The organism is Pseudoalteromonas sp. SG43-8, from assembly GCF_014164245.1.
In the GTDB taxonomy this organism is placed as follows: domain Bacteria; phylum Pseudomonadota; class Gammaproteobacteria; order Enterobacterales; family Alteromonadaceae; genus Pseudoalteromonas; species Pseudoalteromonas distincta.
The window spans coordinates 187,834-212,792 of the sequence record NZ_JACJEX010000002.1 but is presented as its reverse complement, the minus strand read 5'-3'; the positions used below and the strand labels follow the sequence as shown (position 1 = coordinate 212,792).

Here is a 24,959-nt window from a genome sequence, read left to right as displayed (position 1 = left end):
GATGGCAACGCTAAACTTTATTGAACAAGGCCTTCGCGTTTTAGATGTTGAGCGCCAAGCACTTAGTGATATTGCACAATATGTAGATGAAAATTTTCATAACGCGTGCCAATTAATGTACGACTGTGAAGGCCGTATTATTGTTATTGGCATGGGAAAATCAGGCCATATTGGCAATAAAATAGCGGCAACTCTTGCAAGCACTGGCAGCCCTGCGTTTTTTGTTCACCCTGGTGAAGCAAGTCATGGTGATTTAGGTATGATCACTAAAAATGACGTGGTTATGCTTATTTCTAATTCAGGGGAAACCAGCGAAGTTTTAAATATCATTCCGGTTTTAAAACGACTTGGTGCCAAAATGATAGCGATGACTGGCAATACGCAATCAACCATGGCAACCCTTGCTAATGTACATGTGTGCATTAAAGTAGAAAAAGAAGCTTGTTCATTGGGTCTAGCCCCTACATCAAGTACCACTGCAACGCTTGCGATGGGCGATGCCATGGCTGTTGCATTATTAGAAGCTCGCGGCTTTACAGCTGATGACTTCGCGCTATCTCACCCAGGTGGTAGTTTAGGCAAGCGCTTATTACTTACTTTAAAAGATGTTATGCACAGCGGCGCAAATACACCTATTATTGATGTTTCACAAACAGTTAAAGATGCCCTAATTGAAATGTCAGCTAAAGGGTTAGGTATGACAGCCATTGTTGATGAAAATCAGCAACTCGTAGGGTTACTTACCGATGGTGACTTACGTCGCATTTTAGAACAAAGAATTGATATTCATACAACACAAATAGATGTTGTTATGACTAAGTCATGCACTACAGCTACGCAAGATATTTTAGCCGCTGAAGCGCTCAATATTATGGAACGTAAACGTATAAATGGCCTAATCGTCGTCAATGAGAAAAACCAACCTATTGGCGCATTAAATATGCAAGACCTATTAAAAGCAGGAGTGTTATAAATGCAATTTGAAGAACTCTATCAACCGCTGAGCGATGATGCAAAAGCACGCGCTAAAAAAGTAAAACTACTTATATGCGATATTGATGGTGTATTTTCTGATGGCCGTATTTACCTTGGCAATCAAGGTGAAGAGCTAAAAGCATTTAATACAAAAGATGGTTTTGGCATTAAAGCACTTATAAACAGTGGCTTTGAAGTAGCTGTTATTACTGGTCGTCATTCACAGATAGTACTACAACGTATGAGCAGCTTAACCGTACAGCATATTTATCAAGGCCAAGAAAATAAGCTCATTGCCTATCAAGAATTAAAAGATAAACTCAACCTTAGCGATGAACAAATTGCTTATATTGGTGATGACGGTCCTGACATGCCTGTTATGGAGTTAGTAGGCTTTGCCGTTGCAGTAAATGATGCCCACCCACTTATTAAGCGTTTGTCACATTATGTAACGCAAATGCCTGGCGGTTTTGGTGCTGTGAGAGAACTCACCGATTTGCTCATGCTTGAAAATGGTAAAGCATTGACTACACAAGGCACTAGTTCATGAATGCAGCGCGCATAATATTAAGCGTTTTATTCATTAGCTGTATGGTTTGGCTTTGGTACCCTTATTTTACACAAACAAATATTGTGCCTCAGGCTGAGCCTGAAGTTGTTGCTAAGCCTGATTACATAGCTATTGAGCTCAAACAGACAGCCTATGATGAGCAAGGTAAAATTAGCCACAAAGTCACTGCGGCTAAAATGGAGCTATACCAGCAATTAGGTTTCACGTTTTTCGAAAAACCCATTTTCACTTTATATAACGAACAACAAACGTGGCAAATAAATGCAGACGAAGCAACATTATACGAAGATAAACAATTAATTTTAGAAGGTAATGTGGTTGCCAAAAACTTAACCGATAACGCCATGATAGACAAAATCAATGCTGATAATATTCAGGTTGATATAAAGTTATTAACAATGCGTTCGGAGCAACCCGTCATTATCACTGGACCCAATTTAAAAATCACCGGTAAAGGCCTAGAAGCCGACTTAAAAACCGAAGTGATAAAACTAATTAACCATACGCGAACCATATATTATGACCAATAAAATATTAAAATCACTTATAATTCCTACACTTATACTAGCGTTTAATAGTAGTGCTGCAGAACAAAACACGCAACCTGCTGCCAATCAAATTTCAATAAGTGCCGACAAGCAAGAAGGTCAATTAAAAGCTAATGTCGGGATTTTTGAGAAAAACGTTGAGATTATTCACGGTAATCGCCGCATTACAGCCGATCGCCTAGAAGTACACAAACGTGATGAACTTGGTGATAATAAACAATTATTAATTGCCACAGGTAGCCCTGCGCACTTTGAAGAAAAGCAATCAGACGGCACGACTATGAGCGCCAGTGCTGATGAAGTACGTTATGATGTATCTAAGCGTTTTTTAACGCTTGTTGGTAATGCACAAGTATCGCAAGCCGGACAAAAAATAAATGCTAAAAGCATTACCTACGACATAGAGCAGCAGCTCATCAGTGCCGAAAAAGATGAAAACTCAACTGACCGCGTTCACACGATTTTAGTACCGATCGAAACTAAAAAAAGTAAAAAAGGCGATAAAGGTCAACCATGAGCACATTAAAAGCAGAACTATTGGCAAAAAGCTATAAAGGTCGTGAAGTTGTAAAAAACGTCGGCCTTGAAGTACAAGCTGGCAGTATAGTTGGCTTACTTGGCCCTAACGGTGCTGGTAAAACAACGACTTTTTATATGATTGTAGGGCTTGTTCCTAGCGACAAAGGTAAAATATCTATTGATGATAACGATATTACTCTTTTACCTATGCATAGTCGTGCTAGATTAGGCATAGGCTACTTACCGCAAGAGTCATCAATTTTTAGAAAGCTGACTGTTTATCAAAACTTAATGGCCATTTTAGAAACGCGCAAAGAACTAAATAAACAAGCCAGAGAAGACACGCTCAATAACTTATTAGATGAATTTAGCATACAACACATTCGTGATAGCCAAGGTATGGCATTATCGGGTGGAGAACGTCGTCGTGTAGAAATAGCACGAGCGCTGGCAGCAGATCCTAAATTTATATTACTGGATGAACCGTTTGCCGGTGTTGACCCTATTTCGGTATTAGATATAAAGAAAATAATAGAACATCTTAAAAATCGTGGGATTGGAGTATTAATTACCGACCATAACGTAAGAGAGACCCTTGATGTTTGCGAAAAAGCCTACATTGTTTCTCATGGGGAGCTGATTGCATCAGGTACTCCAGAACACGTATTAAATGATAAAACAGTACGCGATGTTTATTTAGGCGAGCAATTTAGGCTGTAACATTTACGCCATGTCTTTAAGCATCTGCTAGTATTAATTATAACAACATAAAAGGATTGTTAGAGATACATGAGGCAATCACTACAGCTGCGCATGGGCCAGCAACTTACAATGACTCCACAGCTGCAACAAGCTATTCGTTTGTTGCAACTCAGTACATTGGATCTCCAGCAAGAAATACAAGAAGCTCTCGACAGTAATCCACTATTAGAGGTTGAAGAGGCAGACTATTCTGAAGACGCTGCTGGTAAAAACGAGCAAAAAGCTGATACCGATGACATAACTGTTAGCGCATCTGCTGATGATGCTCCGAGCGAATATGAACAAGATACTGGTGAAGCACTTGCAAAAGACACGCTAAGTGACGACATGGCTATGGATGTTAGTTGGGATGAGTACATGAGTGCCGCTCCTGCAGCCTCATCAGGTCCAATGCCTGAAGACGAATCAATATACCAAGGCGCCTCTACTGAAACGCTCCATGAGTATTTAATGTGGCAATTACAACTAACGCCATTTAGCCCTACCGATGAAGCCATCGCTATTGCGATTGTAGAGGCCGTCGATGATTCAGGTATTTTAACATTAAGCTGCGAAGAGATTTTAGAAAGCTTTAATCAAGAAAACGAAGATGATAACGAAGTCGAACTTGATGAAATTGAAGCGGTATTAAAACGCATCCAACTGTTTGATCCTGTGGGTATTGCTGCACGTAGTTTACAAGAGTGTTTGTGTATTCAGCTTAATCAATTTGATAAAGAAACACCTTACATTAATGAAACGAAAATGATTTTAACCGAGCATATTGATCTATTAGCAGCTCGCGACTATCGTACATTAATGAAAAAAACTAAGCTTAAAGAAGAAGAGCTTAAAGAAGTGATGACACTAATACATACTCTCAACCCAAAACCTGCAGATACTATTGTAAGGGAAGAATCTGAGTATGTTATTCCTGATGTGTCAGTTAAAAAAATTAAAGGCCGCTGGGTTGTCGAATTAAACCCAGATAGCATGCCTAAAATTCGTGTTAATAGCCAATACGCGGCAATGTCTCGCACTGTAAAATCAAGTGGCGACAGCCAGTTTATTCGCTCACATTTACAAGAAGCTAAATGGTTTATTAAAAGCTTAGAAAGTAGAAACGACACGCTATTAAAAGTTACTAATTGTATTGTTAAGCAACAACAAGGCTTTTTTGAACATGGCCCTGAAGCCATGAAACCAATGGTTTTAAATGATGTCGCTGAAATGGTAGAAATGCACGAATCGACAATTTCGCGCGTGACTACTCAAAAGTACATGCATACACCCCGTGGTATATTTGAGCTTAAATATTTTTTCTCAAGCCATGTAAGTACTGAAAACGGTGGTGAATGTTCATCTACAGCAATACGTGCGCTTATCCGAAAATTAATCGCAGCAGAAAACTCAGCAAAACCATTGAGTGATAGCAAAATAGCGGATATATTGGCTGAGCAAGGAATTAAAGTAGCGAGACGTACAATCGCAAAATACCGCGAATCTCTTGCTATTCCACCGTCAAATCAGCGTAAAAGCCTGATTTAAGACGCTAAACTAAGAGGGTAATGCTTATGCAACTAAACTTAACTGGTCGTCACGTAGAATTAACCGATTCACTAAGAGACTATATTAATACTAAATTTGCGAAGCTTGAAAGACACTCTGATCATATTAATAATGTTCATGTCATTCTCGATGTAGAAAAGTTAAATCAAAAAGCAGAAGCCACAATACACGTAAGCGGTGCTGAGCTATTTGCCTCTACAGAACATCAAGATATGTATGCCGCTATTGACTCGTTGATCGACAAGCTCGATCGCCAAGTAATCAAACACAAAGAGAAGCTTGCTCGACACTAATATGATGAAATTAAGTTCACTTATATGCCAGGACTGCAGCAAAGCTGCGGTCCTTTTTAATAGCAAAAAAAGAATTTTAGAGTTCATTAGCGAACTTGCTCACGACAAACTTCCGTATTTACCGCAACAAGATATTCTTAATGCTTTAATGAGCAGAGAGAAATTAGGTAGTACAGGTATAGGGCGTGGCATTGCTATTCCTCATGGAAGAATGAGCGGTGCAGAAGAGCCTTTGGCTTTAGTGCTCGTTAGCGAAACTCCAATAAACTTTGATGCAATCGATAATCGCCCTGTTGATATTTTTGTCGCACTCATCGTACCAGATGGCGATAACCAGCAGCACTTAAAGACTCTAGCAACCATTGCTGATAAACTAAACAACAAAGATTTTTGTAAACAGTTACGCAGTGCAAAATCTGATACTGAGCTTTACCAAGTTATTGTCGATCAATCATAGTTTTATAAAGGGTGTTAAATGGAGTTAATTATCATAAGCGGCCGTTCTGGTTCTGGAAAGTCGGTTGCTTTGCGCGTTGTAGAAGATTTAGGTTATTATTGCGTTGATAATATTCCAGTAAACCTACTACCTTCATTAGTTCGCAGTGTGTCTGATAGCTACGATAAAATTGCTGTTAGCATAGATGTGCGCAACATCCCTAAAGAACAAGATGAATTTAACGATATTCTTGAATACTTACCAGGCTTTGCAAACCCTACGTTATTTTATTTAGATAGCGACGATCAGACATTGATCAAACGCTTTTCTGAAACACGCAGATTACACCCACTATCAATAGACTCGTTGCCGCTTGATTTAGCCATCAAAAAAGAAAAAGAATTACTTGATGTATTAACCACTCGCGCCGACTTTATGATAGATACGACTGATTTAAGTGTTCATCAACTCGCTGAATCTATTCGTGAAAAGATTTTAGGTAAAAAAGATAAGCAACTGATTGTCACATTTGAATCATTTGGTTTTAAACACGGTATACCAAAAGAAGCAGACTACGTATTTGATGCACGCTTTTTACCAAATCCACACTGGGAACCAGAGTTAAAGCCTTTAAATGGGTTAGATCAACCGGTTAAAGACTATTTAGCTAATCACAGCATAGTGCAAAAATTCACATGGCAAATTCAAACATTTGTACAAACGTGGTTACCGCATTTAGAACGAAATAACCGCAGTTATTTAACCATTGCTATTGGGTGTACAGGCGGGCAACATCGTTCTGTGTATTTAGCGCAAACTATCGGTGAAAGTTTTGCAATGACACATCCCAATGTAAAAATTCGCCATCGCGAACAAGAAAAATAATATAGCTGAATAATCACCTGTTCAGCTTAGGTAGAGTAAGTTATGCATTGTGAAGATACCTTTTTAATAAAAAACAAATTAGGCTTGCACGCCAGAGCAGCTACTGTGCTTGCGCAATTAGCAGTACAATTTGATGCGACAATCACATTATTCCAAGATGACAAAGAAGCAGCAGGCGATAGCGTACTTGCACTAATGTTACTTGAAAGTAGCCAAGGAAAAGAAGTTAAAGTTGTTTGTAAAGGCCCTGATTCTGAGCAAGCTTTACACGCTGTTGGAGAATTAATAGCACAACGCTTTAATGAACAAGAATAACCTGTTTTATAAAAACAATATTCGCATTACTAATGCTTCAATTAAAACAGGTATATAAAATAAATAGGTTAGTAACGCCAGTTAACTCACCTCCCCCCATAAAGTAATATAACAATTTATAAAGGACGCCAATGCCTGAAGCTTTTGAACAAGATTACCCACTACAGCAACTAAAACAGGTGACGAAGTCACTCAATAGTGGTCAATTTGTTCAAGTTAGGCGCATGCTCGCAAAAACGGCTCCTTGTGATACCGCATTATTATTAGAATCATCACCGCATAAAATTCGCCGACTGCTTTGGCAATTGGTCGATCCTGATGTGCAGGGTGATGTTCTTGAAGAGTTATCTGAAGATGTTCGTTTAGGCATTATTGCCCAAATGGAACCTAAGCACATTGCCGCCGCAACTGAAGACATGGGCCACGATGACTTAGGTGAAGTATTACGTAGCCTGCCAGATACCGTCTATAAAGACGTTGTTAGCGCGATGGACATTCAAGACCGTGAACGTGCCACGCAAGCACTGTCATATCAAGAGCGTTCAGCAGGTGCGCTAATGAACACCGATACGGTGACCATTCGCCCTGATGTAACACTCGATGTTGTACTTCGTTATATTAGACTGCGTGGTGAGTTACCAGAGGGTACAGATGATTTATATGTTGTTGATAAACATAACTGCTTTATAGGCGCTTTATCGCTAAGTACATTATTAACTAATCCGCCAGAAAAAATTGTCCGCGATTTAATGGATGAAGATTGTGAGTCTATCCCAATCTCAATGGATGAAAGTGAAGTAGCGCAATTATTTGAGCGCCATAATTGGATATCGGCCCCTGTGGTGGACGATAACGACCAACTCCTCGGTCGTGTTACTATCGATGACATCGTTGATGTAATCCGAGAAGATGCCGAGCATAGCCTATTAAGCCTAGCCGGTCTTGATGATGAAGAGGATACATTCGCGCCTGTACTAAAAAGCTCTAAAAAACGCTCAGTTTGGCTAGGAGTTAATTTACTAACCGCACTTGCAGCTGCTTTTGTAGCTAGCTTTTTTGAAGGCACTTTAGATGTGCTCCCTATTTTGGCTGTGCTTAACGGTATTGTCCCTTCTATGGGTGGTGTTGCTGGTAGCCAATCATTAACGCTTGTTATCCGTGGTATTGCAGTAGGTCATATAAACCAAACAAACCAACGTTTCTTGATGATGAAAGAACTGGCCATTGGCGCGCTAAACGGTATTTTGTGGTCACTATTAATTGCGGGTGTTATTGCGCTATGGCAGTGGGACTTTATGCTTGGTGGCGTACTCGCCTTCGCTATGTTTATGAACTTAGTGGTGGCAGGTGTTGCTGGTGCAAGTATTCCAATAATTCTTAAAAGAATGAATATAGACCCTGCTCTTGCAGGGAGTGTGGTGCTAACCACAGTGACTGATATTGTTGGTATATTCGCCTTTTTAGGTACTGCTACATGGTTGCTGATATAAATTAAACGCTTTAAATGTAAAAAACTACAGCAAAAATACTTAGGGTAAATCAGTAGCTATGGCAACGGATACCAAACATAAAAATGACATACCTAAAAAAACGCTAAAACAAAAAAGCGTATCCATATTAAAAAGTGTACTGGTATATAGCTCTATATTTTTCGTCATATATACCGCCGTCAATTGGTGGCGGCAACCTGTCATGCCAGCAAATCCTCAACTACAATTAATCGACTATGAAGGGCAAAACATTAATTTAGCAGCAATGAGCCAAGATAAACCCACGCTTGTGTATTTTTGGGGAACTTGGTGTCCTATTTGTAGTATTACCTCCCCTGCCATAAACGAACTCGCAAACGAGAATAAATACCCCGTCGTGAGCATCGCGATAAAATCAGGCTCTGATCAAGAACTGCATGATTATTTAAATGAGCAAGGCTACAGCTTCAGTACTGTTAACGATCAACAGGGGGAGATATTTTCCGATTGGCAGGGACAAGTCACGCCATCTTATATAATCTTAAAAGATAATAAAATGACGCAAGGACTCACCGGCATTCAGCCGTTATGGTCACTTAAATTGCGTTTGTGGTTATCATCAATGCTTTAAAAAAAGCTAAACTTAGCACAGGATATCTAAAGAGAGGGGCTCTAAAACCTCACTCTTTATCACCTACAATAATATAGATAATAAAGAGCAAGGCTTACTTAATTTGCGTATGAAAAAGCGCGTACCGCAATTAGCCTTATCTATTAGCAAATAAAATTACTAACGTGTACTTTGACGATTACCGCCTACTTTTGGCTTAGTGTTTGCCTTTTTAAATTGGCTAAAACCAGTATGTCGCGTTAGTGCCGGACGCCCACTTTTTTTACCACCTTTACCTGCTTTTTCATCGCGCCCTTCTTCTGGCACTAAACAGTTAGGCCCTTTACCAATTAAATTAGCTTTACCCATTTTACGTAGAGCTTCACGTATCATTGGCCAACCAGCTGCATCGTGGTAGCGTAAAATAGCTTTATGTAATCTACGTTGGCGTGCGCCTTTAGGTACTGGAACAACTTCTGAGTTGTTTTTTATATTACGTAAAGAGTTCATCTCTGTATGGTAAATAGTCGTCGCATTAGCCATAGGTGATGGGTAAAAATTTTGTACCTGATCAAGCTTAAAGTCGTTTGATTTAAGCCATAAAGCCATGTTTACCATGTCTTCATCTTTTGTACCTGGGTGAGCAGAAATAAAGTAAGGAATTAAATACTGCTTTTTACCGGCTTCTTTAGAGTACTTATCAAATAGTTCTTTAAATTGATCGTACGCTCCCATACCTGGTTTCATCATTTTTGATAATGGACCATCCTCTGTATGCTCTGGCGCTATTTTTAAGTAACCGCCTACATGATGCGTTACTAATTCTTTAACGTAACGCGGGTCGCGTACAGCTAAATCGTAACGTACACCTGAAGCAATCAATACCTTTTTAATACCCTTAACTTCACGTGCTTTTTTATATAAATCTATTGTTGGCGTATGATCTGTATCCATGTGTTTACAAATATCTGGATACACACATGATAAGCGTCTACAGGTACTCTCGGCCTTTTTGCTCGTACAGCGCAGCTTATACATATTCGCCGTTGGGCCACCTAAATCAGAAATAACACCAGTAAAGCCGGGAACTTTATCTCTAATTTGTTCAATTTCTTCAATAATAGATTCTTGCGAACGACTTTGAATAATGCGCCCTTCATGCTCTGTAATTGAGCAAAACGAACAGCCACCAAAACAGCCACGCATAATATTAACTGACGTTTTAATCATATCGTAAGCAGGTATTTTAGCATCACCATAACTTGGGTGAGGAATACGCTGATACGGCAAACCAAATACAGCATCCATTTCATGTGTTTCTAATGGATATGCTGGCGGGTTTACCCAAATAGAGCGATCGCCATGTCGTTGGTAAAGCGCTCTTGCACAACCAGGGTTTGTTTCTTGATGTAAAATTCGTGAGGCATGGGCGTATAAAGGTTTGTTAACACTTACTTGCTCATAAGCAGGTAACTTAACATAGGTTTTTTCCCACGGCTTAGGACGTGCAGGCTGAACCATGATTGGTTTTGCCGCTTCTGCTTTTAAATCAATACCCGCTTGTTTAAATTCAGATTTACTACAGCCAACATCATCCGCGCCATATGGGTTTGGAATAGGGTCTATTTTACCAATTTTATCAATAGCGGTAGAATCACTGCCACGCCAACCAGGTAGAGGCTCTTTTCGAATAACAGCCGTGCCGCGAATATCCTGAATCGTATCCATCGTTTCACCCGCCGCAATACGGTGTGCAACTTCAACTAGCGGGCGCTCTGCGTTACCGTAAATTAAAATATCGGCTTTTGCATCAAACAAAATACTACGACGTACTTTTTCCTGCCAATAGTCGTAATGAGCAATACGGCGAAGGCTGGCTTCAATACCGCCAATAACAATTGGGATACCTTTGTATGCTTCACGGCATTTTTGCGAGTAAATCATCACGGCGCGATCTGGGCGCTTACCGCCAACGTTATTAGGCGTGTAAGCATCATCGTGGCGCATGCGTTTTTCCGCTGTATAGCGGTTGATCATCGAATCCATGTTGCCGGCTGTTACACCAAAAAATAAATTCGGTCTGCCGAGCTCCATAAATGCATCTTTAGAGTCCCATGCAGGTTGGGCAATAATCCCCACTCTAAAGCCTTGCGCTTCAAGTACACGGCCAATTACAGCCATACCAAAACTAGGATGGTCAACATACGCATCGCCACTAATTATTATTATGTCGCAGCTATCCCAGCCAAGTGCATCCATTTCTTCACGTGTAGTTGGTAAAAATGGCGCGGTGCCATAACATTCAGCCCAGTATTTCGGGTATGAAAATAAGGCGCGCTTAGCTTTGAGTGTGCTCATAATTGTGGCCGTAGAATAACAAAAGGCGCGAATTATACCCTACTAAATTCTTTATATATACAAAGTAGTCAAAGCATATCGCGCTTTAAATTCTAAATCGTTCATTAGCATAAATAATAAGTTAATCTTTTTTAGCGTTTATTTATAAATTCTATCAATTCATGCTCAGGCATGGGTTTAGCATACATAAAACCTTGTACCTCATCACAGCCTAAGTTTTTTAAGAACTGAGCTTGTTCTTGTGTTTCAACGCCTTCAGCAATCGTTTTTAAACCCAACTTAGCACCAAGAGAAATAACTAAGGCAGCAATAGCGCCAGTGTCATCATTTGGCAGATCCTTAATAAATGCACGATCTATTTTCAACCTATCCAAGGGTAAACTTTGTATATAACTAAGCGATGAAAAGCCAGTCCCAAAGTCATCAATAGCAACCTCAATCCCTAACTCTTGAAGCTCTCTAAGTGTATTAATAACAGTTTCGAGTTCATCCATTACTACGCTTTCAGTGACTTCTAACTCTATGTTTTTTGGCTTAACACCATATTTTAATAATGTATTTTTAACTTTTTGAGCATAACCTTTTACTTTAAACTGCGGAACAGACACATTAACCGCAATACAAATTTCGGTGCCCATATTTTCTAGGCGCTTTTGTTGTTGGCAAGCTTGCTCTAAAACCCACTGCCCTATATCAACAATCAAGCCCGCATCTTCTGCAAGTGGAACAAATACCGCTGGCGATATATATGATCCATTACCGGTAGGCCACCTAAGTAATGCCTCACACCCAATTAAAGACAAGTCATCTAATGAAAGTTGAGGTTGATACCATACCTCTAACTTGTTTCGAGCAAAATCATGACGTAATTGTCTAATAATTCCTATGCGCCAAGCCATTTTATCTTGCATGTCTACACTGTAATAAATTCCCTCTTTGTGTTTTGTTTTTTTAGCTTGATTAAGTGCAATATAAGCAACTTTAAGTGTATCAATCCCGCTACTTTGAAAGTCTTGCTGTTGGCATAAACCCAATCTAAAATCGATAGGCAATGTATGCTCTTCTGCGCAAAATGGAACACCTAACTGCTCATTCAATTTTTTTAAGTCGAGTTCATCACGGCGAATAATAAAGCCAAAAACATCAGCACCAATACGAGATAGTAATTCAGCTGTTGGGTAGTTTTCTTTTAACCTTTGCACAATGCCAATTAATACTTTATTGCCGACCTCTTGCCCTAAGCCGTTATTAATATCTGCAAAATTAACTATATCAAGTAGTACAAATACATAATCATTCACGTGCGGCTTTTGATAACGCTCTACCCGTTCAATAAAATTGGTACGATTTGAAATACCTGTAAGCACATCTTTATAAGCTGCATCTCTTAACTTTACAAACAGCCTTATATTATCGAGGGCCACACTCACATTTGTTAAGAAGATTTCAGCAAACTGCAATTGTGCTTGCAAAGGAACATGGTCACATTCTATATATAAAGCCGCTTTTCTATGCTTACTTTTTAATACAAACGTTGCACTTGAGTCTGTATGTTGATGCTTTGATAAATCAAAACACGACTCGACTTGTTTAAATACTTTGCTATCAACATTAATTAATTTTTCACCAAAGTAGTTTTCGTAATGCCCACAACCACCTAAGACTTGAATAAAGTCATCGCCATCTAATTTGCTGCACACAAGCCCTCGAGGTGAACACTTTAAAATAATACTCATGTGCTTGATGATTTCTTTGCATAGTTGCTTAATATCAGTAAGCCCTAAAATAGACTTTGATGCAGAAACAATCGTGTTCATTGCATCACTTTGATATTTAAGCTGGCATACCTGCTCGTAAGAGCGAATAGCGGTTATGAGCGATGTTACTAATTTAGAGCGAGTGAGTTCTGTTTTAGTTTTATAATCATTTATGTCGTACTCACGTATTACTTTTTCCTCTGGTGTATTACCAGCTTGCCCTGTTCTTAAAATAATTCTTACATGTTGATTATTTAATTCGTCACGCACCCTTTTTACAACATGCAAGCCAGCATCGTCAGTTTCCATAACAACATCTAAAAAAATAACTGAAATATTGTTATTTTTAGCTAAAATCTCTATTGCTTCAGCTCCCGAATAGGCATCATGAAATCGCAAGCCTGCCCCCCAAAACTCAACCCCAGACAAAGCCAACTTTGTGACAGAGTGGATCTCAGGTTCGTCATCAACAATTAAAATATCCCAAAACTTAGTCGGCTCAATTACTGCTTCATCTTCATAGTCTTGTTCAAAAAATAAAAAATCGTTTTGATCTGACGACATTCGCTCTCCTAGGTAGCAATTTATAAATTATTTTTGGTTTATAATCTAATTCATACTATAGTCGATTAATAAAAAGTTGTTGTATTTCAACTCAAAAAACTAATAAAAGGTGTGCTTATTAAACCATTAAAAATATTGATCAAAGGCGTACTGTTATTGCTATTGGTATTAGTACTGGTAGGGCTAATACTTCCTCAAAGTTATAGTGTAAATAAAACAATAGAAATCAATGCAAATATTGACGCAGTAAAACCGCTTATTACTGACTTTAATCAATGGCAAAAATGGTCTCCATGGGAAAAAGTAGACCCCAGTATACGTTTTACCTTGGGCGAACCTAGCTCTGGCCTAGGTGCTCATCAGTCTTGGAAAGGAAAATGGGGGTATGGTGAAATGATCATAACTTCGGTGAGTCAAAATAAGGTCAGCTTTAATATACTTTTAAATGCTGAGCATATTATTAGAGGGACTTTTAATTTTAGTGAGCAAAACGGTATCGTCACTTTAATATGTAAGATTAACGGACAAACAACCGCTCCTTTAATATCTGGTTACACTGCAATTTTAAGCGAATATGTGCTCCGTAATACAGTTTCATTGGGGTTAAATAACCTTAAAACTGTTGCTCAGCTTAGCCATTCACAAAGGACAATGCACAGCCATGACAGTCAAGACAGCACAAGCGAGAATTAACCTTGCTAACATTATCGAATCCTTACTTGGTTACCCTATAACAAAAGTTGGCAGTAACGGAGTATTGCCTACCTCTGAACAAAGTTACGATATTAAAGGCCAAGTTAAGCCGCTTTATCATATTAACAGTGAAAACTCTGTTTTAGCTCGTGCCCAAAAGCGCCAAGATTTACTTCTAATAAAACAACAACAAAATATAGAGTCAATTTTGGCGATGGCTATGGGGTTTTGCCCCGATGTAGCAAGTAGTAAACAACCTGATGTTGATTGGGTAGAGCATTTTATCGCACTGTGCGAAGATACTTCAAATGCGTCAATGCAAACTTTATGGGCGAAAATTTTAACGGGAGAAACACTCAACCCTGGCACGTTTTCAATTAAAAGCCTGCAAACGTTAAAGCATATGACACAGCGAGAAGCTGACTCTTTACAAAAATGTGTGTCGCTCTCAGGCTATAACGAAAAAGACGACAGCCACTTTATTTTACTTGGCTTTTACAAAAAACCATCATTGTTTGATTTGCTACGAAAAGGCAATAAAGTGTCTCTAAATTTAGGAAAAACAGGTATTAGTTTTCCTGATATTTTAACACTTATGGATCTTAATTTACTGTATAGAAAAGAAATTGAATCTGCAGTGCTTAAAGCGGGACAAGAACTTACCCTTTCATTTTTATCGCAAAAAGTAACGTTAAAAGCAAAAAGCAGTGACTTGGTATTAAGCTATTATAAATTCACGCAAACAGGTGATGAGTTATCTAAACTCATTAATTTTCCTGTAAATAAAATTTATAAGCAGTTAATTAATAATGCGCTGGAGGGAGAGTTTGATTTAGCGTGGCACGCAATAAAATAATATGCCACGCTTTGTTTAATTAGAAAATACTAATTAAAAGTGAACCTGAATACCCGCAAATGGGCCAGATGCATCAATATCAGTAGTAATATCATCTACATCATCAAGTTCTAATACCATAGAGCGGTAACCTGCTTTAACAGCAACATCTACTGCTAGGTTATCAATAAGTTCCCACGCTACGCCTACTTGGTAATCTTGTACTTTGCTATCGTCAATAGCCAAAAAGCTACCTTCAAAAAATACACTTAAGCCAGTAAAAGGTAAGCCTGCTTCAGCACGACCATACGCAAGAGGAACAAAACTAGAGAAATCTTTTGTTTCGGTAAAGTTAGTACCACCATTTTGAGTAGTACCATTTACAATAATATCACCATCAAACTGCTTAGCATTTAAACCTAAGTCAATTGAGATTAAATCGTTATCAAAAATCTCATAATAAAAAATGTAATCGATGTGTGTTAAATCACTTACCGTATTTACCGTAGAGCCTACAACATAATCAGAGCCATTAAAGCTAAATGTATCTGTAAGTAGCGCAGAACCATTTAACTCAAGCTCGGTATACTTTAATTTAATATTTGGAACTAATGGTACAGGGTGCTCAAGTGCCGCGTAGTAACTTACAAACGTCTCATCTTCAAAATTAAAATCTTGAGATGCATTATTTTTATAAGAAAATTGACCATCGTTATCTGACTTCCACCCATCAACACCTACGTATAAACCTAGTAGAGTGTCAGCTTGCGCTGCTGGTGCTAAACATGCCATTGAAAGGGCTGCTGCTAAACAATACTTTTTCATTTTTTATCCTTGAGCTAGTAGTTCGCTGAGTTCGATTAAAGCCGCATTGGCTCTAGAAATATAATTTGCCATAACTAAAGAATGGTTTGCCACATAGCCAAAACCATTGCCGTTTAAAATAAGTGGGCTCCACACTGTTTCTTGAGTGGCCTCAAGTTCACGTATGATTTGTTGTAAGCTTACACGTGCATTTTTCTTTTCAAGCACGTCATTAAAGTCATACTCTATCGCTTGTAAAAAATGCAGTAATGCCCAAGTTGCACCGCGCGACTCGTAAAACACATCGTCAATTTCTAACCACGGTGTTCTTACTTGCTGCTGCAGTGGCGCAAGAGTTGCTTGTTTATTAGATGAATTACCCGCTAAATCGGTGTTCACTTTTTCCTGACCTACGCTGGCACTTAAGCGCTGGCTTAGGCTACCTAAACGTTTTTCAGCTTCTTTAAGCCAACTACGTAAGTTATCTGCTCGTGCGTAAAATTGGCTATCGCGCTCATGCTCATTAGCTATTTGTCCACGATATACCATTAAGTAGTCAATACCTTTTTGGTACTCACCTTCAGCACTTGGCCACGCCCATGCCTCAGAGCTTATATTAAACTGCGGCTGCGCCTTTTTAAGAGCTTCATGTTCCGTTGATTGTGATTGAGAACGGCTAAAATCTTTTCGCATAGAAAGCGATAAATCACGTACCATTTCTAGTGCGCCATATTCCCACGCTGGCATATCATCCATAATAATACTTGGTGGTATTACATCATTTGATAAGTAGCCACCCGGTTTATCTAGTAAGGTATTGGCTACCGTAATTAATGTAGAAGTAGTTACATAACCCGTTACTATTTTTTCATTACGAAGCTGCGCTTGCTCTTTCGCGTTTGCAACAACATCAAAACGTGAAGGTTCTGTGCTCCAATAAACAGCAATTGCGTAAAAAATGATAAGCAGTAAAACAATTATTCCTGCTATTTTTCCTTTATGTTGCGACATGTGTACTCCTAATGATGAGCGTGTTGAGTAGATGGTTTTGACTGCTTAGCTTGCGCTTCAAGCGACACGACTTGAGCATTAGTAAATAAGCGATTACCGTCACTAAAATATAGTGTGAGTTTACGTTCTTGTCCTACTTTTAATGGCTCTTGTGGTTCAAATGCCATTAAATGATAACCGCCAGGCTGAAAGCTGACGCTTTCGTGCGCCTTAATTTCAACCGATTCAACTTGTTGCATTTTCATCATGCCGTCTACATGTGAATGCTCGTGTATTTCAACACGCCCTAAGCCATCAATAGTTGCCTTAGTTAAAGTTGCTGCGGCTCCACTGTGATTAATAAGGGTTAAATAACCGACAGTTGAAGTACTGCCAGGTAAAAACTCTCTAACTTGCGCGTTAGTTACTTCGAGCACAGCCACATCAGAACCATGATCGTGCCCTGAGTGCGCCGCCAACGATGACGAAAAAAAACTAAATATTAATGCAGAAGCCATCGAAAAACATAGTTTCGTCATCATTCTTATCCTTATGAAAACTTTAAATTACAGGCTAAATTTAACATAGTTAACCTATAATAGTCAGTCAAATTAAGGATTAAGAGGCTACTTTTTTGTTATCGGCAACAAGCCAACACAACACTGCAACAAATAGTAACGGCCATGCAATCATTATAGATCCGAATAAAAGCGCTAAAACAGTCCCTGCTAATGCCACTACACCCGCACCAACTAATCCCATAGTAATTAAAGCCACTACCGCAACTACAGCAATAATTGCGGCCAAAGCACCTACAAGCTCGAGCCCAGCCCAACTAATATCAGCAATCCATAACGGCAACTGCCAAGAGTCAATCTGCACAAACGTTATTAAATCAGTAAACAGTAATAAATAGATAATTACACATACTGCCAAAGCTTTCATAGTAATTCTCCTTATACCAACTGGCTTATATATGAGGTCTATTTAACGATAAGAAAATTGCGCTATAACTAGGCAAAAATTTTTATACTTAGCTGTTCTAAATTTATAACAACGTTATAGGGTGATTTAATTCGTTAAATTGTTCAAATATTTATGCCTGTTGGTATTAATACTCTTTATTTTCAAGGCAGCAATGCGCTATAAAATAACCAAGTGCAATTGCAAACGGAAAACTCAAAAACAACAAAATAGTAACTACGCGTGTTGCCCATACCGGAAAGTCCAATCTATGGGCTAAACCACTACAAACACCCGATATTTTTTTATTCAGAGTATCTTTATACCAACCTCGTTGACGATTAAAGCTGTTCATAGCAATCTCCTAAGCAGTGTGTTTTAAATTAGTATTTAAGTTCGCTTTTAAGCGATCCAACTCAGCATCAATTTTTTCATTTTCAACTAACGACTCAATTTGGGCACTGGTAGAGCTTGCTGTATCAGTCAGCTCATAAGCCTCTACTTGAGCTTCAATACCTTCAACACGCTGCTCTATTTGTTCAAAACGAGACAACGCATGAGCTACTTTATCGCTTTGTAGTTGCGTACTGATTCGCCCTCTAGCAATAGCAACATTATGGCGTTGCATTAACTGAGCTTGCTTAGTTTTAGCCATAGCCATTTTTTGCTGCAAGCGCTCACAATCAGACTTAATTTTTGCAATAGACTCTTGCAAAGTTTCTAGTTGAGTTTGCTTATTTTCAATGCTTTCGTTAACGCGTTGCTTCTCAAGTAAAGCTGATTTAGCAAGATCATCACTGCCCTTCTCAACCGCACGTGCTGCTTTAATTTGCCAAGCTGCTAATTCTGTTTTTTTAGTATCAATTTGGCGATTAATTACTTTCTCTTCACACAATAAAGCGGCTGCTGTACTACGACACTCATTCAATGCATCTTGCATCTCGCTAAGCATTAGGTTTAAAAGCTTTTCTGGATCTTCTGCTTTATCAAGCATGGCGACAATGTTTGATTGAATTACATCGTTTACGCGATTAAATATTCCCATGGTATTCTCCTGTTGATTTTTAATTAATTTCAACAAGAAGATTCCAAGAGTTGTGCCAAGTCCATCAAAACAAAAATAAAGCATTTAAAATCATAACATTAAATAAAAACCACTCTAAATTTTAGTGACTTTAAGCTGAACAAAATAGAGTGTAATTGGCCAATAAATTATGATTTTGACTAATTTTTAGGATCAAAAAAGCCACTCGAAAGTGGCTTAAATTTAGAATTTTTAAAGCTTAGTTTTATTCTGGTACAAAGCTTAATGCTTTATCCATTACCGATAAATCAGCTTGCTTACCGTGACCACTTTCAGAAAGGTGGCGTCTAAAACCTCGCGCGCCAGGCTGCCCCTGAAAAATACCGAGCATGTGACGTGCAATATGCCAAAAATTAGCACCCAAACGCATTTCTTCTTCAATGTAGTCATACATTGAACGCACTACATCGTGGCGTGACTGCGTATTTGCAGCATCACCATAAATTTTCTCATCAACGTCATTGAGCATAAATGGGTTGCTATAAGCCTCACGCCCAATCATTACACCATCAATATGTTGCAAATGTTCTAGGCTCTGCTCAATTGTTTTAACACCGCCATTTAGGCTTAAATCTAGCTGCGGATAATCTTTTTTAAGTTGATAAACACGTGGGTAATCAAGTGGCGGAACCTCACGATTTTCTTTCGGGCTTAAACCATTAAGCCATGCTTTACGAGCATGAATAATAAAATCATCACACCCTACTTTATGAGACGCTTCAATAAGCGCACATAAAAACTCATACGAATCTTGCTCATCAATACCAATACGCGTTTTAACGGTAACAGGAATGCTTACTTCGTTTTTCATTGCTGCAACACACTCAGCAACTAATTGAGGTTCAGCCATTAAACATGCGCCAAATCGACCATTCTGAACTCGGTCTGACGGGCAACCTACATTTAAATTTATTTCGTCATAACCACGCTCACCTGCGAGCTTCGCACATTGCGCAAGCGCTTTAGGATCAGAGCCACCAAGTTGCAGCGCAACGGGGCCTTCGTGTTCATTAAAATGTAAGTAATCGCCTCGACCAAATAAAATAGCGCCTGTGGTTATCATTTCTGTATAAAGCACAGTATGTTTAGTCATTTTGCGATGAAAGGTACGACAATGGCGATCAGTCCAATCAAGCATTGGGGCCACAGAAAAGCGTCTATCCAAAGTACATTTATTCAAAGCAAACCTCAGGGTATTAAAGTTATTAAGCACAGCTTAAAAGGCGCTGCATTTTACACAAAAGCCTAGCGAGCATCAATGTTAAGAGAAAACCTGCAAGCCAAAATAATGGGCTATGCCATTTAAAATATTGGTAACCGCAACCGAGCTTAAAATAAGCCCCATAATTCTACTTATTATACTTGCACCACTATCACCAATTAATTTATGTACATGTGTTGCAAGCAGTAACAAAACCAGTACAACCGCTAATACAGCAAGCATCATCGAAGACGTTAGTAACTGCTCAACCCAGGTATATTCTTCATTACGAGTCATTAATACGGCGCCTAACATAGCGCCAGGGCTCGCGATAGAGGGAATCGCAAGCGGAAAAATAGTGGTTTCAGTGCTGTCGCGTACACTTTTAATTTCGGCTTCTGGTTTACTTTCACCAAATATCATTGAGAGCGCAAAAATAAGTAATATGATACCGCCGGCTATTTGAAAAGCCGAAAGTGGAATTTCAATTGCGTTAAGTAATTGCTCACCTGCAAGTACAAAAAATAAGAGCACTAATGCAGATACGCCTACCGCTTTATATATAACTTTGCGTTTAAATTTCTCATCATCACCACGTGTGACAGCAATAAATACAGGAACAGTACCAATGGGGTCAATAACCGCAAAAAAGAAAATAAATATAGCTAATAGTTCGTGCATTACTGGGTTTCCTAGGTAAAAAGCGCTTAATAAAAACGCTGCAACTACAACACAGTATGTTAGTATATCACGGTAGCATAAGGATAAGAGTAATGATGAATATAGAATCACTCGTAAGTAAAGCAAAACAAGTTTGTGACAACCGTGGTGCGCGTTTTACGCCTATCCGCGAGAAAGTATTTCGCCTATTAGCCAGCGCACAAGGTGGTGTTGGTGCATACGATTTGCTTGAGCAATTAAAAATAACTGAAACGGGTGCTAAACCTGCAACTATTTATCGTGCATTAGACTTTTTAGCTGAGCTAGGTTTTATTCATAAAATTGAAAGCACAAATGCATTTATGCTGTGTCATCATTTTGATCATATACACCCAGTACAATTGTTAATTTGCGATACCTGTGGTTTTGTCAAAGAATTACACTCGAGTGTAATTTCGCATGAGCTAAATAATTTAGCTGCCGAAGGTGGCTTTGTTGTATCAGGGCAGACAATAGAAGCACATGGTAAATGTGAATCTTGCAGAGCATCATAATCCTTCAAAGTTATCCTTAGTGACTATACTCAAACTATATAGTCATTTCACAGAACAAATTTAAGAGTAGCCACTATGAATGTAGAATTCATCAATCCTTTTTTATCTTCTTTAATTAATGTTTTGAGCACTATGGCTCAAACTCAATTGAAGCCAGGTAAACCTCGCATTAAAACTGATGAGATAGCCTGTGGTGATGTATCAGGTTTGATTGGGATGGTTGGCCCGCAAACGCGAGGATCATTTTCAATTACATTTGATGAAGAACTAGCATTGACCATCATGGAGCGTATGCTTGGCGAACGCCCTGATACCATAGATGAAGAAGTTACAGATATGGTTGGCGAAATAACCAACATGGTAACAGGTGGTGCTAAAAATTTACTTGGCGAGAAAGGCTTTGACTTTGATATGGCAACGCCTATTGTGGTATCGGGTAAGGATCATACAATTACTCACAAAAGCCAAGGTAAAAAAATCATCATGCCATTTAGCTGTGATGCTGGTAATGCAAACATTGAAGTTAGTTTCGATAAATTATGAGTTGGCAGCAAAAGCAAATTACATTAAAGCCTCGCCCGCGAGGTTTTCATATAATCGATGACGAAATATTGTCTCAGCTTCCTGAACTGGCGAGTTATAAAGTTGGCTTGTTACATTTATTTATTCAGCATACCTCAGCGAGCCTTACAATAAACGAAAATGCAGACCCTACTGTTCGTATGGACATGGAGAGCCATTTCAATAAATTCGTTCCTGAGCGTCAACCTTATTATCGCCACGATTATGAAGGTGACGACGACATGCCTGCACACATAAAAACCAGTACGTTAGGCTGCGAGTTAGGTATTCCTATTTCAAATGGTTATTTAGCGTTAGGTACATGGCAAGGTATTTATTTAGGTGAGCATCGCGATTCTGGTAGCTCTAGACGAGTTATAGCAACTATTCAGGGGGAGCTTTTTTAACACAAGCTTCTCGGTTTAAAATGTTAACCTCTGTTTTTCTTCAGCCATACCCTCATAGATTCAAAATACGTCACTCTATAGACGTAAATCTTAGGCGCGCGAAGTAATAATTTCTAACAACCAAAACTTTAATGCTGAATATTGCACATAGAATAAAGTAGATAAGAGAGATTTTAAATTATAATTTTATTTATGATTTTTAATACAAAGGATTTTGAAAGGATATAAAAAGATTGGAGCGGTACACGAGGCTCGAACTCGTGACCTCGACCTTGGCAAGGTCGCGCTCTACCAACTGAGCTAGTACCGCATTACATTTTCATTCAACACTACAATTTCTTTTGGTTAGAAATTGGAGCGGTACACGAGGCTCGAACTCGTGACCTCGACCTTGGCAAGGTCGCGCTCTACCAACTGAGCTAGTACCGCATTTTTCAGTTATTTTATTGATGCGCAATGAATTGCGTTCAACATCCTAGCAACTGAGCTAGCTTTTATTCACTTCAATTTCTTTTGGTTAGAAATTGGAGCGGTACACGAGGCTCGAACTCGTGACCTCGACCTTGGCAAGGTCGCGCTCTACCAACTGAGCTAGTACCGCATTTTTTATTTCTTCAGTTATTTTACGTTGGTGCGCGACGGGTCGCGTTCAACATTCTAGCAACTGAGCTAGTACCGCATTTTCATTTCTTCAGTTATTTTATGCTTAAGCGCGACGGGTCGCGTTCAACATTCTAGCAACTGAGCTAGTACCATATTTATTGATGGTAATTCAATCACTCAAACACACTAACCCCGCGTGGGTTATCGTCTTGAGCGGGGCAGGATTCTACAATAATCCGATGTGTTTGCAAGTGTTTTTTACAAATTAAAGAAATTTTCTCTATAGACTTTTAATTCCATAATCGAATCTTTAATGTCATCCAAAGCAAGGTGCGAACCTTTTTTGTTCACTTTTGCAAGCACTTCAGGTTTCCAGCGACGTGCTAATTCTTTAATAGTACTCACGTCAAGATTGCGGTAATGAAAAAAATCTTCAAGTTCACGCATGTATTTATTCATAAAGCGGCGGTCTTGCCCAATTGAATTACCACACATTGGTGATACACCTGCAGGCACCCACTGTTTTAAAAAATCTAACGTTTGTTCCACGGCATACTCTTCATTGAATGTACTTGATTTACAGCGTGCTGTTAAACCCGACTTACCATGCTGCGTAGTACACCACTCGTCCATACCATTTAGTAATTCATCACTTTGATGAATAGCTATGGTTGGCCCTTCAGCTAATATATTCAGGTCTGCGTCAGTGACAACCGTCGCAATTTCGAGTATTTTATCGGTCTCTGGTTCGAGTCCTGTCATTTCAAGATCGAGCCAAATTAAATTTGATTTATTAATAGTCATAATTACCTAAGCGGTGCTTTCCTTTAGATCCAACGCATTTCGATATATCATATTAGCATCAACCGTCGAGCTAAAGCTTTTTTTAGGAAAAGCGACATTTAACTAAGGTTATAGGCCTCCAGTGGCAAAACAGAAAAAATTAAGTAAAGGCCAATCGCGTCAGATCAAGGCCAACCACCAAAAGCGCATTAATAGCGCAGACTCAAGACCAGCTAAAAAAGGCGCGCAAGAGTGGCAAACCGATAATTTAGGTCAGGTCGAGAGCGCAATTGTGATCAGTCGTTTTGGGCAACACGCCGATGTCGAAACTGAAAATGGCGATGTACTTCGTTGTAATATACGACGTACCGTGTCAAATTTAGTGTGTGGTGATGAGGTATTGTTTCGCCGTGCCAAAGTAAGTGAAGGTGATTTAGCCGGAGTAATTGAAGCCACGCAAGAGCGTCGCTCGCAACTTACCCGCCCTGACTTTTACGACGGCGTAAAAGTTATTGCGGCTAACATAGATCAAATACTCATGGTATCGGCGGTATTACCTGAGTTTACCCCAAGTATTATCGACCGCTATTTAATAGCCTGTGAAGATATGGGTATTGAGCCAATTTTAGTACTCAATAAAATAGATTTAATTGATGACGCAGGTCTTAGCGAAATACAAAAAGTTCTCGATATCTATCGTAAACTTGATTACCAAGTACTTCTTGTTAGTAATATATCGGGCAATGGTATTGATGAATTAAAAGAAGTACTTGTTGGTAAAAATAACATTTTTGTTGGCCAAAGTGGTGTGGGTAAATCCACCCTCGTTAATACTGTATTACCTAACGCTGAAATATTAACTAAAGAAGTATCTGAAAACAGCGGCTTAGGACAGCACACAACAACTGTTTCACGCCTTCACCATTTACCAAGTGGCGGTAACCTAATCGACTCGCCAGGAATTCGTGAGTTTGGTTTATGGCATTTAGATGTTGAGCGTGTAACCTGGTGCTTTAAAGAGTTTAGAGAATTTATAGGCGGGTGCCGCTTTAGAGACTGTAAACATTTAAACGATCCGGGCTGTATAGTTAAAGAAGCTGTAGCAGATGGCAAAATTTCTCAATTGCGCTTTGACAGCTACCACCGAATTTTAGAAACAATGGCCGATGGCCGTGCAGGCGCCCGTGCGCCTCGCGTATAATTTAGGATAA

Annotated in this window: 29 protein-coding genes and 3 tRNA genes; 18 read left to right on the top strand and 14 right to left on the bottom strand. The window is 39.1% G+C overall.

All coding sequences use genetic code 11. The features are described from left to right. Position 1 precedes the first annotated feature (1 nt). The 12 genes from H5122_RS06170 (at position 2) to H5122_RS06115 (ending at position 8,952) form a co-directional block, all read left to right on the top strand. Positions 2 to 973: a KpsF/GutQ family sugar-phosphate isomerase gene (locus tag H5122_RS06170; protein WP_182681824.1), complete on the top strand. Its 972-nt coding sequence runs from the start codon at positions 2 to 4 to the stop codon at positions 971 to 973. Next, a complete protein-coding gene (gene kdsC / locus H5122_RS06165; RefSeq protein ID WP_182681696.1) occupies positions 974 to 1,525 on the top strand; it encodes a 3-deoxy-manno-octulosonate-8-phosphatase KdsC in 552 nt (183 codons plus the stop codon). Next, positions 1,522 to 2,076: an LPS export ABC transporter periplasmic protein LptC gene (gene lptC, locus H5122_RS06160; protein ID WP_002957944.1), complete on the top strand. Its 555-nt coding sequence runs from the start codon at positions 1,522 to 1,524 to the stop codon at positions 2,074 to 2,076. Before kdsC ends, lptC begins: the two co-directional genes overlap by 4 nt. Next, positions 2,066 to 2,611, top strand: a complete 546-nt coding sequence (lptA, locus tag H5122_RS06155) for a lipopolysaccharide transport periplasmic protein LptA (RefSeq protein ID WP_002957943.1) — start codon at positions 2,066 to 2,068, stop codon at positions 2,609 to 2,611. The genes lptC and lptA overlap by 11 nt, the downstream gene beginning before the upstream one ends. After that, positions 2,608 to 3,333: an LPS export ABC transporter ATP-binding protein gene (gene lptB / locus H5122_RS06150; protein ID WP_002957942.1), complete on the top strand. Its 726-nt coding sequence runs from the start codon at positions 2,608 to 2,610 to the stop codon at positions 3,331 to 3,333. Before lptA ends, lptB begins: the two co-directional genes overlap by 4 nt. A gap of 69 nt (positions 3,334 to 3,402) precedes the next feature. Then, entirely contained in the window at positions 3,403 to 4,902 is a 1,500-nt protein-coding gene (locus tag H5122_RS06145; protein WP_002957941.1) for an RNA polymerase factor sigma-54, read from the top strand. 26 nt (positions 4,903 to 4,928) lie between these two features. Continuing rightward, entirely contained in the window at positions 4,929 to 5,216 is a 288-nt protein-coding gene (gene hpf / locus H5122_RS06140) for a ribosome hibernation promoting factor (RefSeq protein WP_007580301.1), read from the top strand. A gap of 4 nt (positions 5,217 to 5,220) precedes the next feature. After that, entirely contained in the window at positions 5,221 to 5,673 is a 453-nt protein-coding gene (gene ptsN, locus H5122_RS06135) for a PTS IIA-like nitrogen regulatory protein PtsN (protein WP_024595797.1), read from the top strand. Positions 5,674 to 5,691: 18 nt separating this feature from the next. Next, positions 5,692 to 6,537, top strand: coding sequence for an RNase adapter RapZ (rapZ, locus tag H5122_RS06130; RefSeq protein WP_002957938.1), 846 nt, complete (start codon positions 5,692 to 5,694; stop codon positions 6,535 to 6,537). A gap of 42 nt (positions 6,538 to 6,579) precedes the next feature. After that, the gene (locus tag H5122_RS06125; RefSeq protein ID WP_002957937.1) at positions 6,580 to 6,852 is read left to right on the top strand and encodes an HPr family phosphocarrier protein; all 273 of its coding nucleotides are present in this window, start codon (positions 6,580 to 6,582) and stop codon (positions 6,850 to 6,852) included. A gap of 131 nt (positions 6,853 to 6,983) precedes the next feature. Then, the gene (gene mgtE / locus H5122_RS06120; protein ID WP_002957935.1) at positions 6,984 to 8,342 is read left to right on the top strand and encodes a magnesium transporter; all 1,359 of its coding nucleotides are present in this window, start codon (positions 6,984 to 6,986) and stop codon (positions 8,340 to 8,342) included. 202 nt (positions 8,343 to 8,544) lie between these two features. Then, entirely contained in the window at positions 8,545 to 8,952 is a 408-nt protein-coding gene (locus H5122_RS06115) for a protein disulfide oxidoreductase (protein ID WP_259395750.1), read from the top strand. Between the two features lie 159 nt (positions 8,953 to 9,111). Here the strand turns inward: H5122_RS06115 and H5122_RS06110 are convergent, their stop codons facing one another. Next, positions 9,112 to 11,289, bottom strand: a complete 2,178-nt coding sequence (locus tag H5122_RS06110; protein ID WP_149602129.1) for a YgiQ family radical SAM protein — start codon at positions 11,287 to 11,289, stop codon at positions 9,112 to 9,114. Positions 11,290 to 11,420: 131 nt separating this feature from the next. Further along, positions 11,421 to 13,610: an EAL domain-containing protein gene (locus H5122_RS06105; RefSeq protein ID WP_182681694.1), complete on the bottom strand. Its 2,190-nt coding sequence runs from the start codon at positions 13,608 to 13,610 to the stop codon at positions 11,421 to 11,423. Between the two features lie 111 nt (positions 13,611 to 13,721). Between H5122_RS06105 and H5122_RS06100 the strand changes: the two genes are divergently transcribed. Together H5122_RS06100 and H5122_RS06095 are read left to right on the top strand one after the other, a co-directional pair. Further along, positions 13,722 to 14,303, top strand: coding sequence for an SRPBCC family protein (locus H5122_RS06100; RefSeq protein WP_182670949.1), 582 nt, complete (start codon positions 13,722 to 13,724; stop codon positions 14,301 to 14,303). Then, positions 14,272 to 15,159 (top strand): TIGR03899 family protein, encoded by an 888-nt coding sequence (locus tag H5122_RS06095; protein ID WP_182681693.1) that lies wholly within the window; start codon positions 14,272 to 14,274, stop codon positions 15,157 to 15,159. Before H5122_RS06100 ends, H5122_RS06095 begins: the two co-directional genes overlap by 32 nt. A 33-nt stretch (positions 15,160 to 15,192) precedes the next feature. Here H5122_RS06095 and H5122_RS06090 read toward each other — a convergent pair whose 3' ends face one another. The 8 genes from H5122_RS06090 to H5122_RS06055 form a co-directional block, all read right to left on the bottom strand. Then, positions 15,193 to 15,963 (bottom strand): TIGR04219 family outer membrane beta-barrel protein, encoded by a 771-nt coding sequence (locus H5122_RS06090; RefSeq protein WP_182681692.1) that lies wholly within the window; start codon positions 15,961 to 15,963, stop codon positions 15,193 to 15,195. A 3-nt stretch (positions 15,964 to 15,966) separates the two neighbouring features. Beyond that, positions 15,967 to 16,953 (bottom strand): DUF2333 family protein, encoded by a 987-nt coding sequence (locus tag H5122_RS06085; protein ID WP_024603343.1) that lies wholly within the window; start codon positions 16,951 to 16,953, stop codon positions 15,967 to 15,969. 8 nt (positions 16,954 to 16,961) lie between these two features. Continuing rightward, on the bottom strand, positions 16,962 to 17,471 hold the full coding sequence (locus H5122_RS06080) for a copper chaperone PCu(A)C (RefSeq protein ID WP_024595803.1): 510 nt from the start codon (positions 17,469 to 17,471) through the stop codon (positions 16,962 to 16,964). Positions 17,472 to 17,550: 79 nt separating this feature from the next. Beyond that, a complete protein-coding gene (locus tag H5122_RS06075; RefSeq protein WP_002957925.1) occupies positions 17,551 to 17,877 on the bottom strand; it encodes a hypothetical protein in 327 nt (108 codons plus the stop codon). Between the two features lie 166 nt (positions 17,878 to 18,043). Then, positions 18,044 to 18,250 (bottom strand): PspC domain-containing protein, encoded by a 207-nt coding sequence (locus H5122_RS06070; RefSeq protein WP_008172691.1) that lies wholly within the window; start codon positions 18,248 to 18,250, stop codon positions 18,044 to 18,046. A 9-nt stretch (positions 18,251 to 18,259) separates the two neighbouring features. Next, positions 18,260 to 18,940 carry a PspA/IM30 family protein gene (locus tag H5122_RS06065; protein ID WP_182681691.1) on the bottom strand — a complete coding sequence of 227 codons (681 nt, stop codon included), beginning with the start codon at positions 18,938 to 18,940 and terminating at the stop codon, positions 18,260 to 18,262. 244 nt (positions 18,941 to 19,184) lie between these two features. Continuing rightward, positions 19,185 to 20,117, bottom strand: coding sequence for a tRNA dihydrouridine(20/20a) synthase DusA (gene dusA / locus H5122_RS06060; protein WP_259395756.1), 933 nt, complete (start codon positions 20,115 to 20,117; stop codon positions 19,185 to 19,187). A gap of 123 nt (positions 20,118 to 20,240) precedes the next feature. Beyond that, positions 20,241 to 20,861: a MarC family protein gene (locus tag H5122_RS06055; protein WP_182681689.1), complete on the bottom strand. Its 621-nt coding sequence runs from the start codon at positions 20,859 to 20,861 to the stop codon at positions 20,241 to 20,243. 95 nt (positions 20,862 to 20,956) lie between these two features. On the opposite strand from H5122_RS06055, the gene H5122_RS06050 reads away from it, so the two are divergent. The 3 genes from H5122_RS06050 (at position 20,957) to H5122_RS06040 (ending at position 22,362) form a co-directional block, all read left to right on the top strand. After that, positions 20,957 to 21,394 carry a transcriptional repressor gene (locus H5122_RS06050; protein ID WP_002957918.1) on the top strand — a complete coding sequence of 146 codons (438 nt, stop codon included), beginning with the start codon at positions 20,957 to 20,959 and terminating at the stop codon, positions 21,392 to 21,394. Positions 21,395 to 21,469: 75 nt separating this feature from the next. Further along, positions 21,470 to 21,937, top strand: coding sequence for a chemotaxis protein CheX (locus H5122_RS06045; protein ID WP_166377060.1), 468 nt, complete (start codon positions 21,470 to 21,472; stop codon positions 21,935 to 21,937). Then, positions 21,934 to 22,362 (top strand): secondary thiamine-phosphate synthase enzyme YjbQ, encoded by a 429-nt coding sequence (locus tag H5122_RS06040; RefSeq protein ID WP_182681688.1) that lies wholly within the window; start codon positions 21,934 to 21,936, stop codon positions 22,360 to 22,362. Before H5122_RS06045 ends, H5122_RS06040 begins: the two co-directional genes overlap by 4 nt. A 234-nt stretch (positions 22,363 to 22,596) precedes the next feature. Here H5122_RS06040 and H5122_RS06035 read toward each other — a convergent pair. From H5122_RS06035 to orn, 4 genes are all read right to left on the bottom strand, one after another. After that, a tRNA-Gly gene (locus tag H5122_RS06035) sits at positions 22,597 to 22,672 on the bottom strand. 43 nt (positions 22,673 to 22,715) lie between these two features. Next, positions 22,716 to 22,791 (bottom strand) — tRNA-Gly (locus H5122_RS06030). Between the two features lie 96 nt (positions 22,792 to 22,887). Then, positions 22,888 to 22,963 (bottom strand) — tRNA-Gly (locus H5122_RS06025). Between the two features lie 260 nt (positions 22,964 to 23,223). Then, a complete protein-coding gene (orn, locus tag H5122_RS06020) occupies positions 23,224 to 23,769 on the bottom strand; it encodes an oligoribonuclease (RefSeq protein ID WP_182681687.1) in 546 nt (181 codons plus the stop codon). A gap of 121 nt (positions 23,770 to 23,890) precedes the next feature. Between orn and rsgA the strand changes: the two genes are divergently transcribed. Next, positions 23,891 to 24,949 (top strand): small ribosomal subunit biogenesis GTPase RsgA, encoded by a 1,059-nt coding sequence (rsgA, locus tag H5122_RS06015; protein ID WP_004336055.1) that lies wholly within the window; start codon positions 23,891 to 23,893, stop codon positions 24,947 to 24,949. Positions 24,950 to 24,959: the final 10 nt, after the last annotated feature.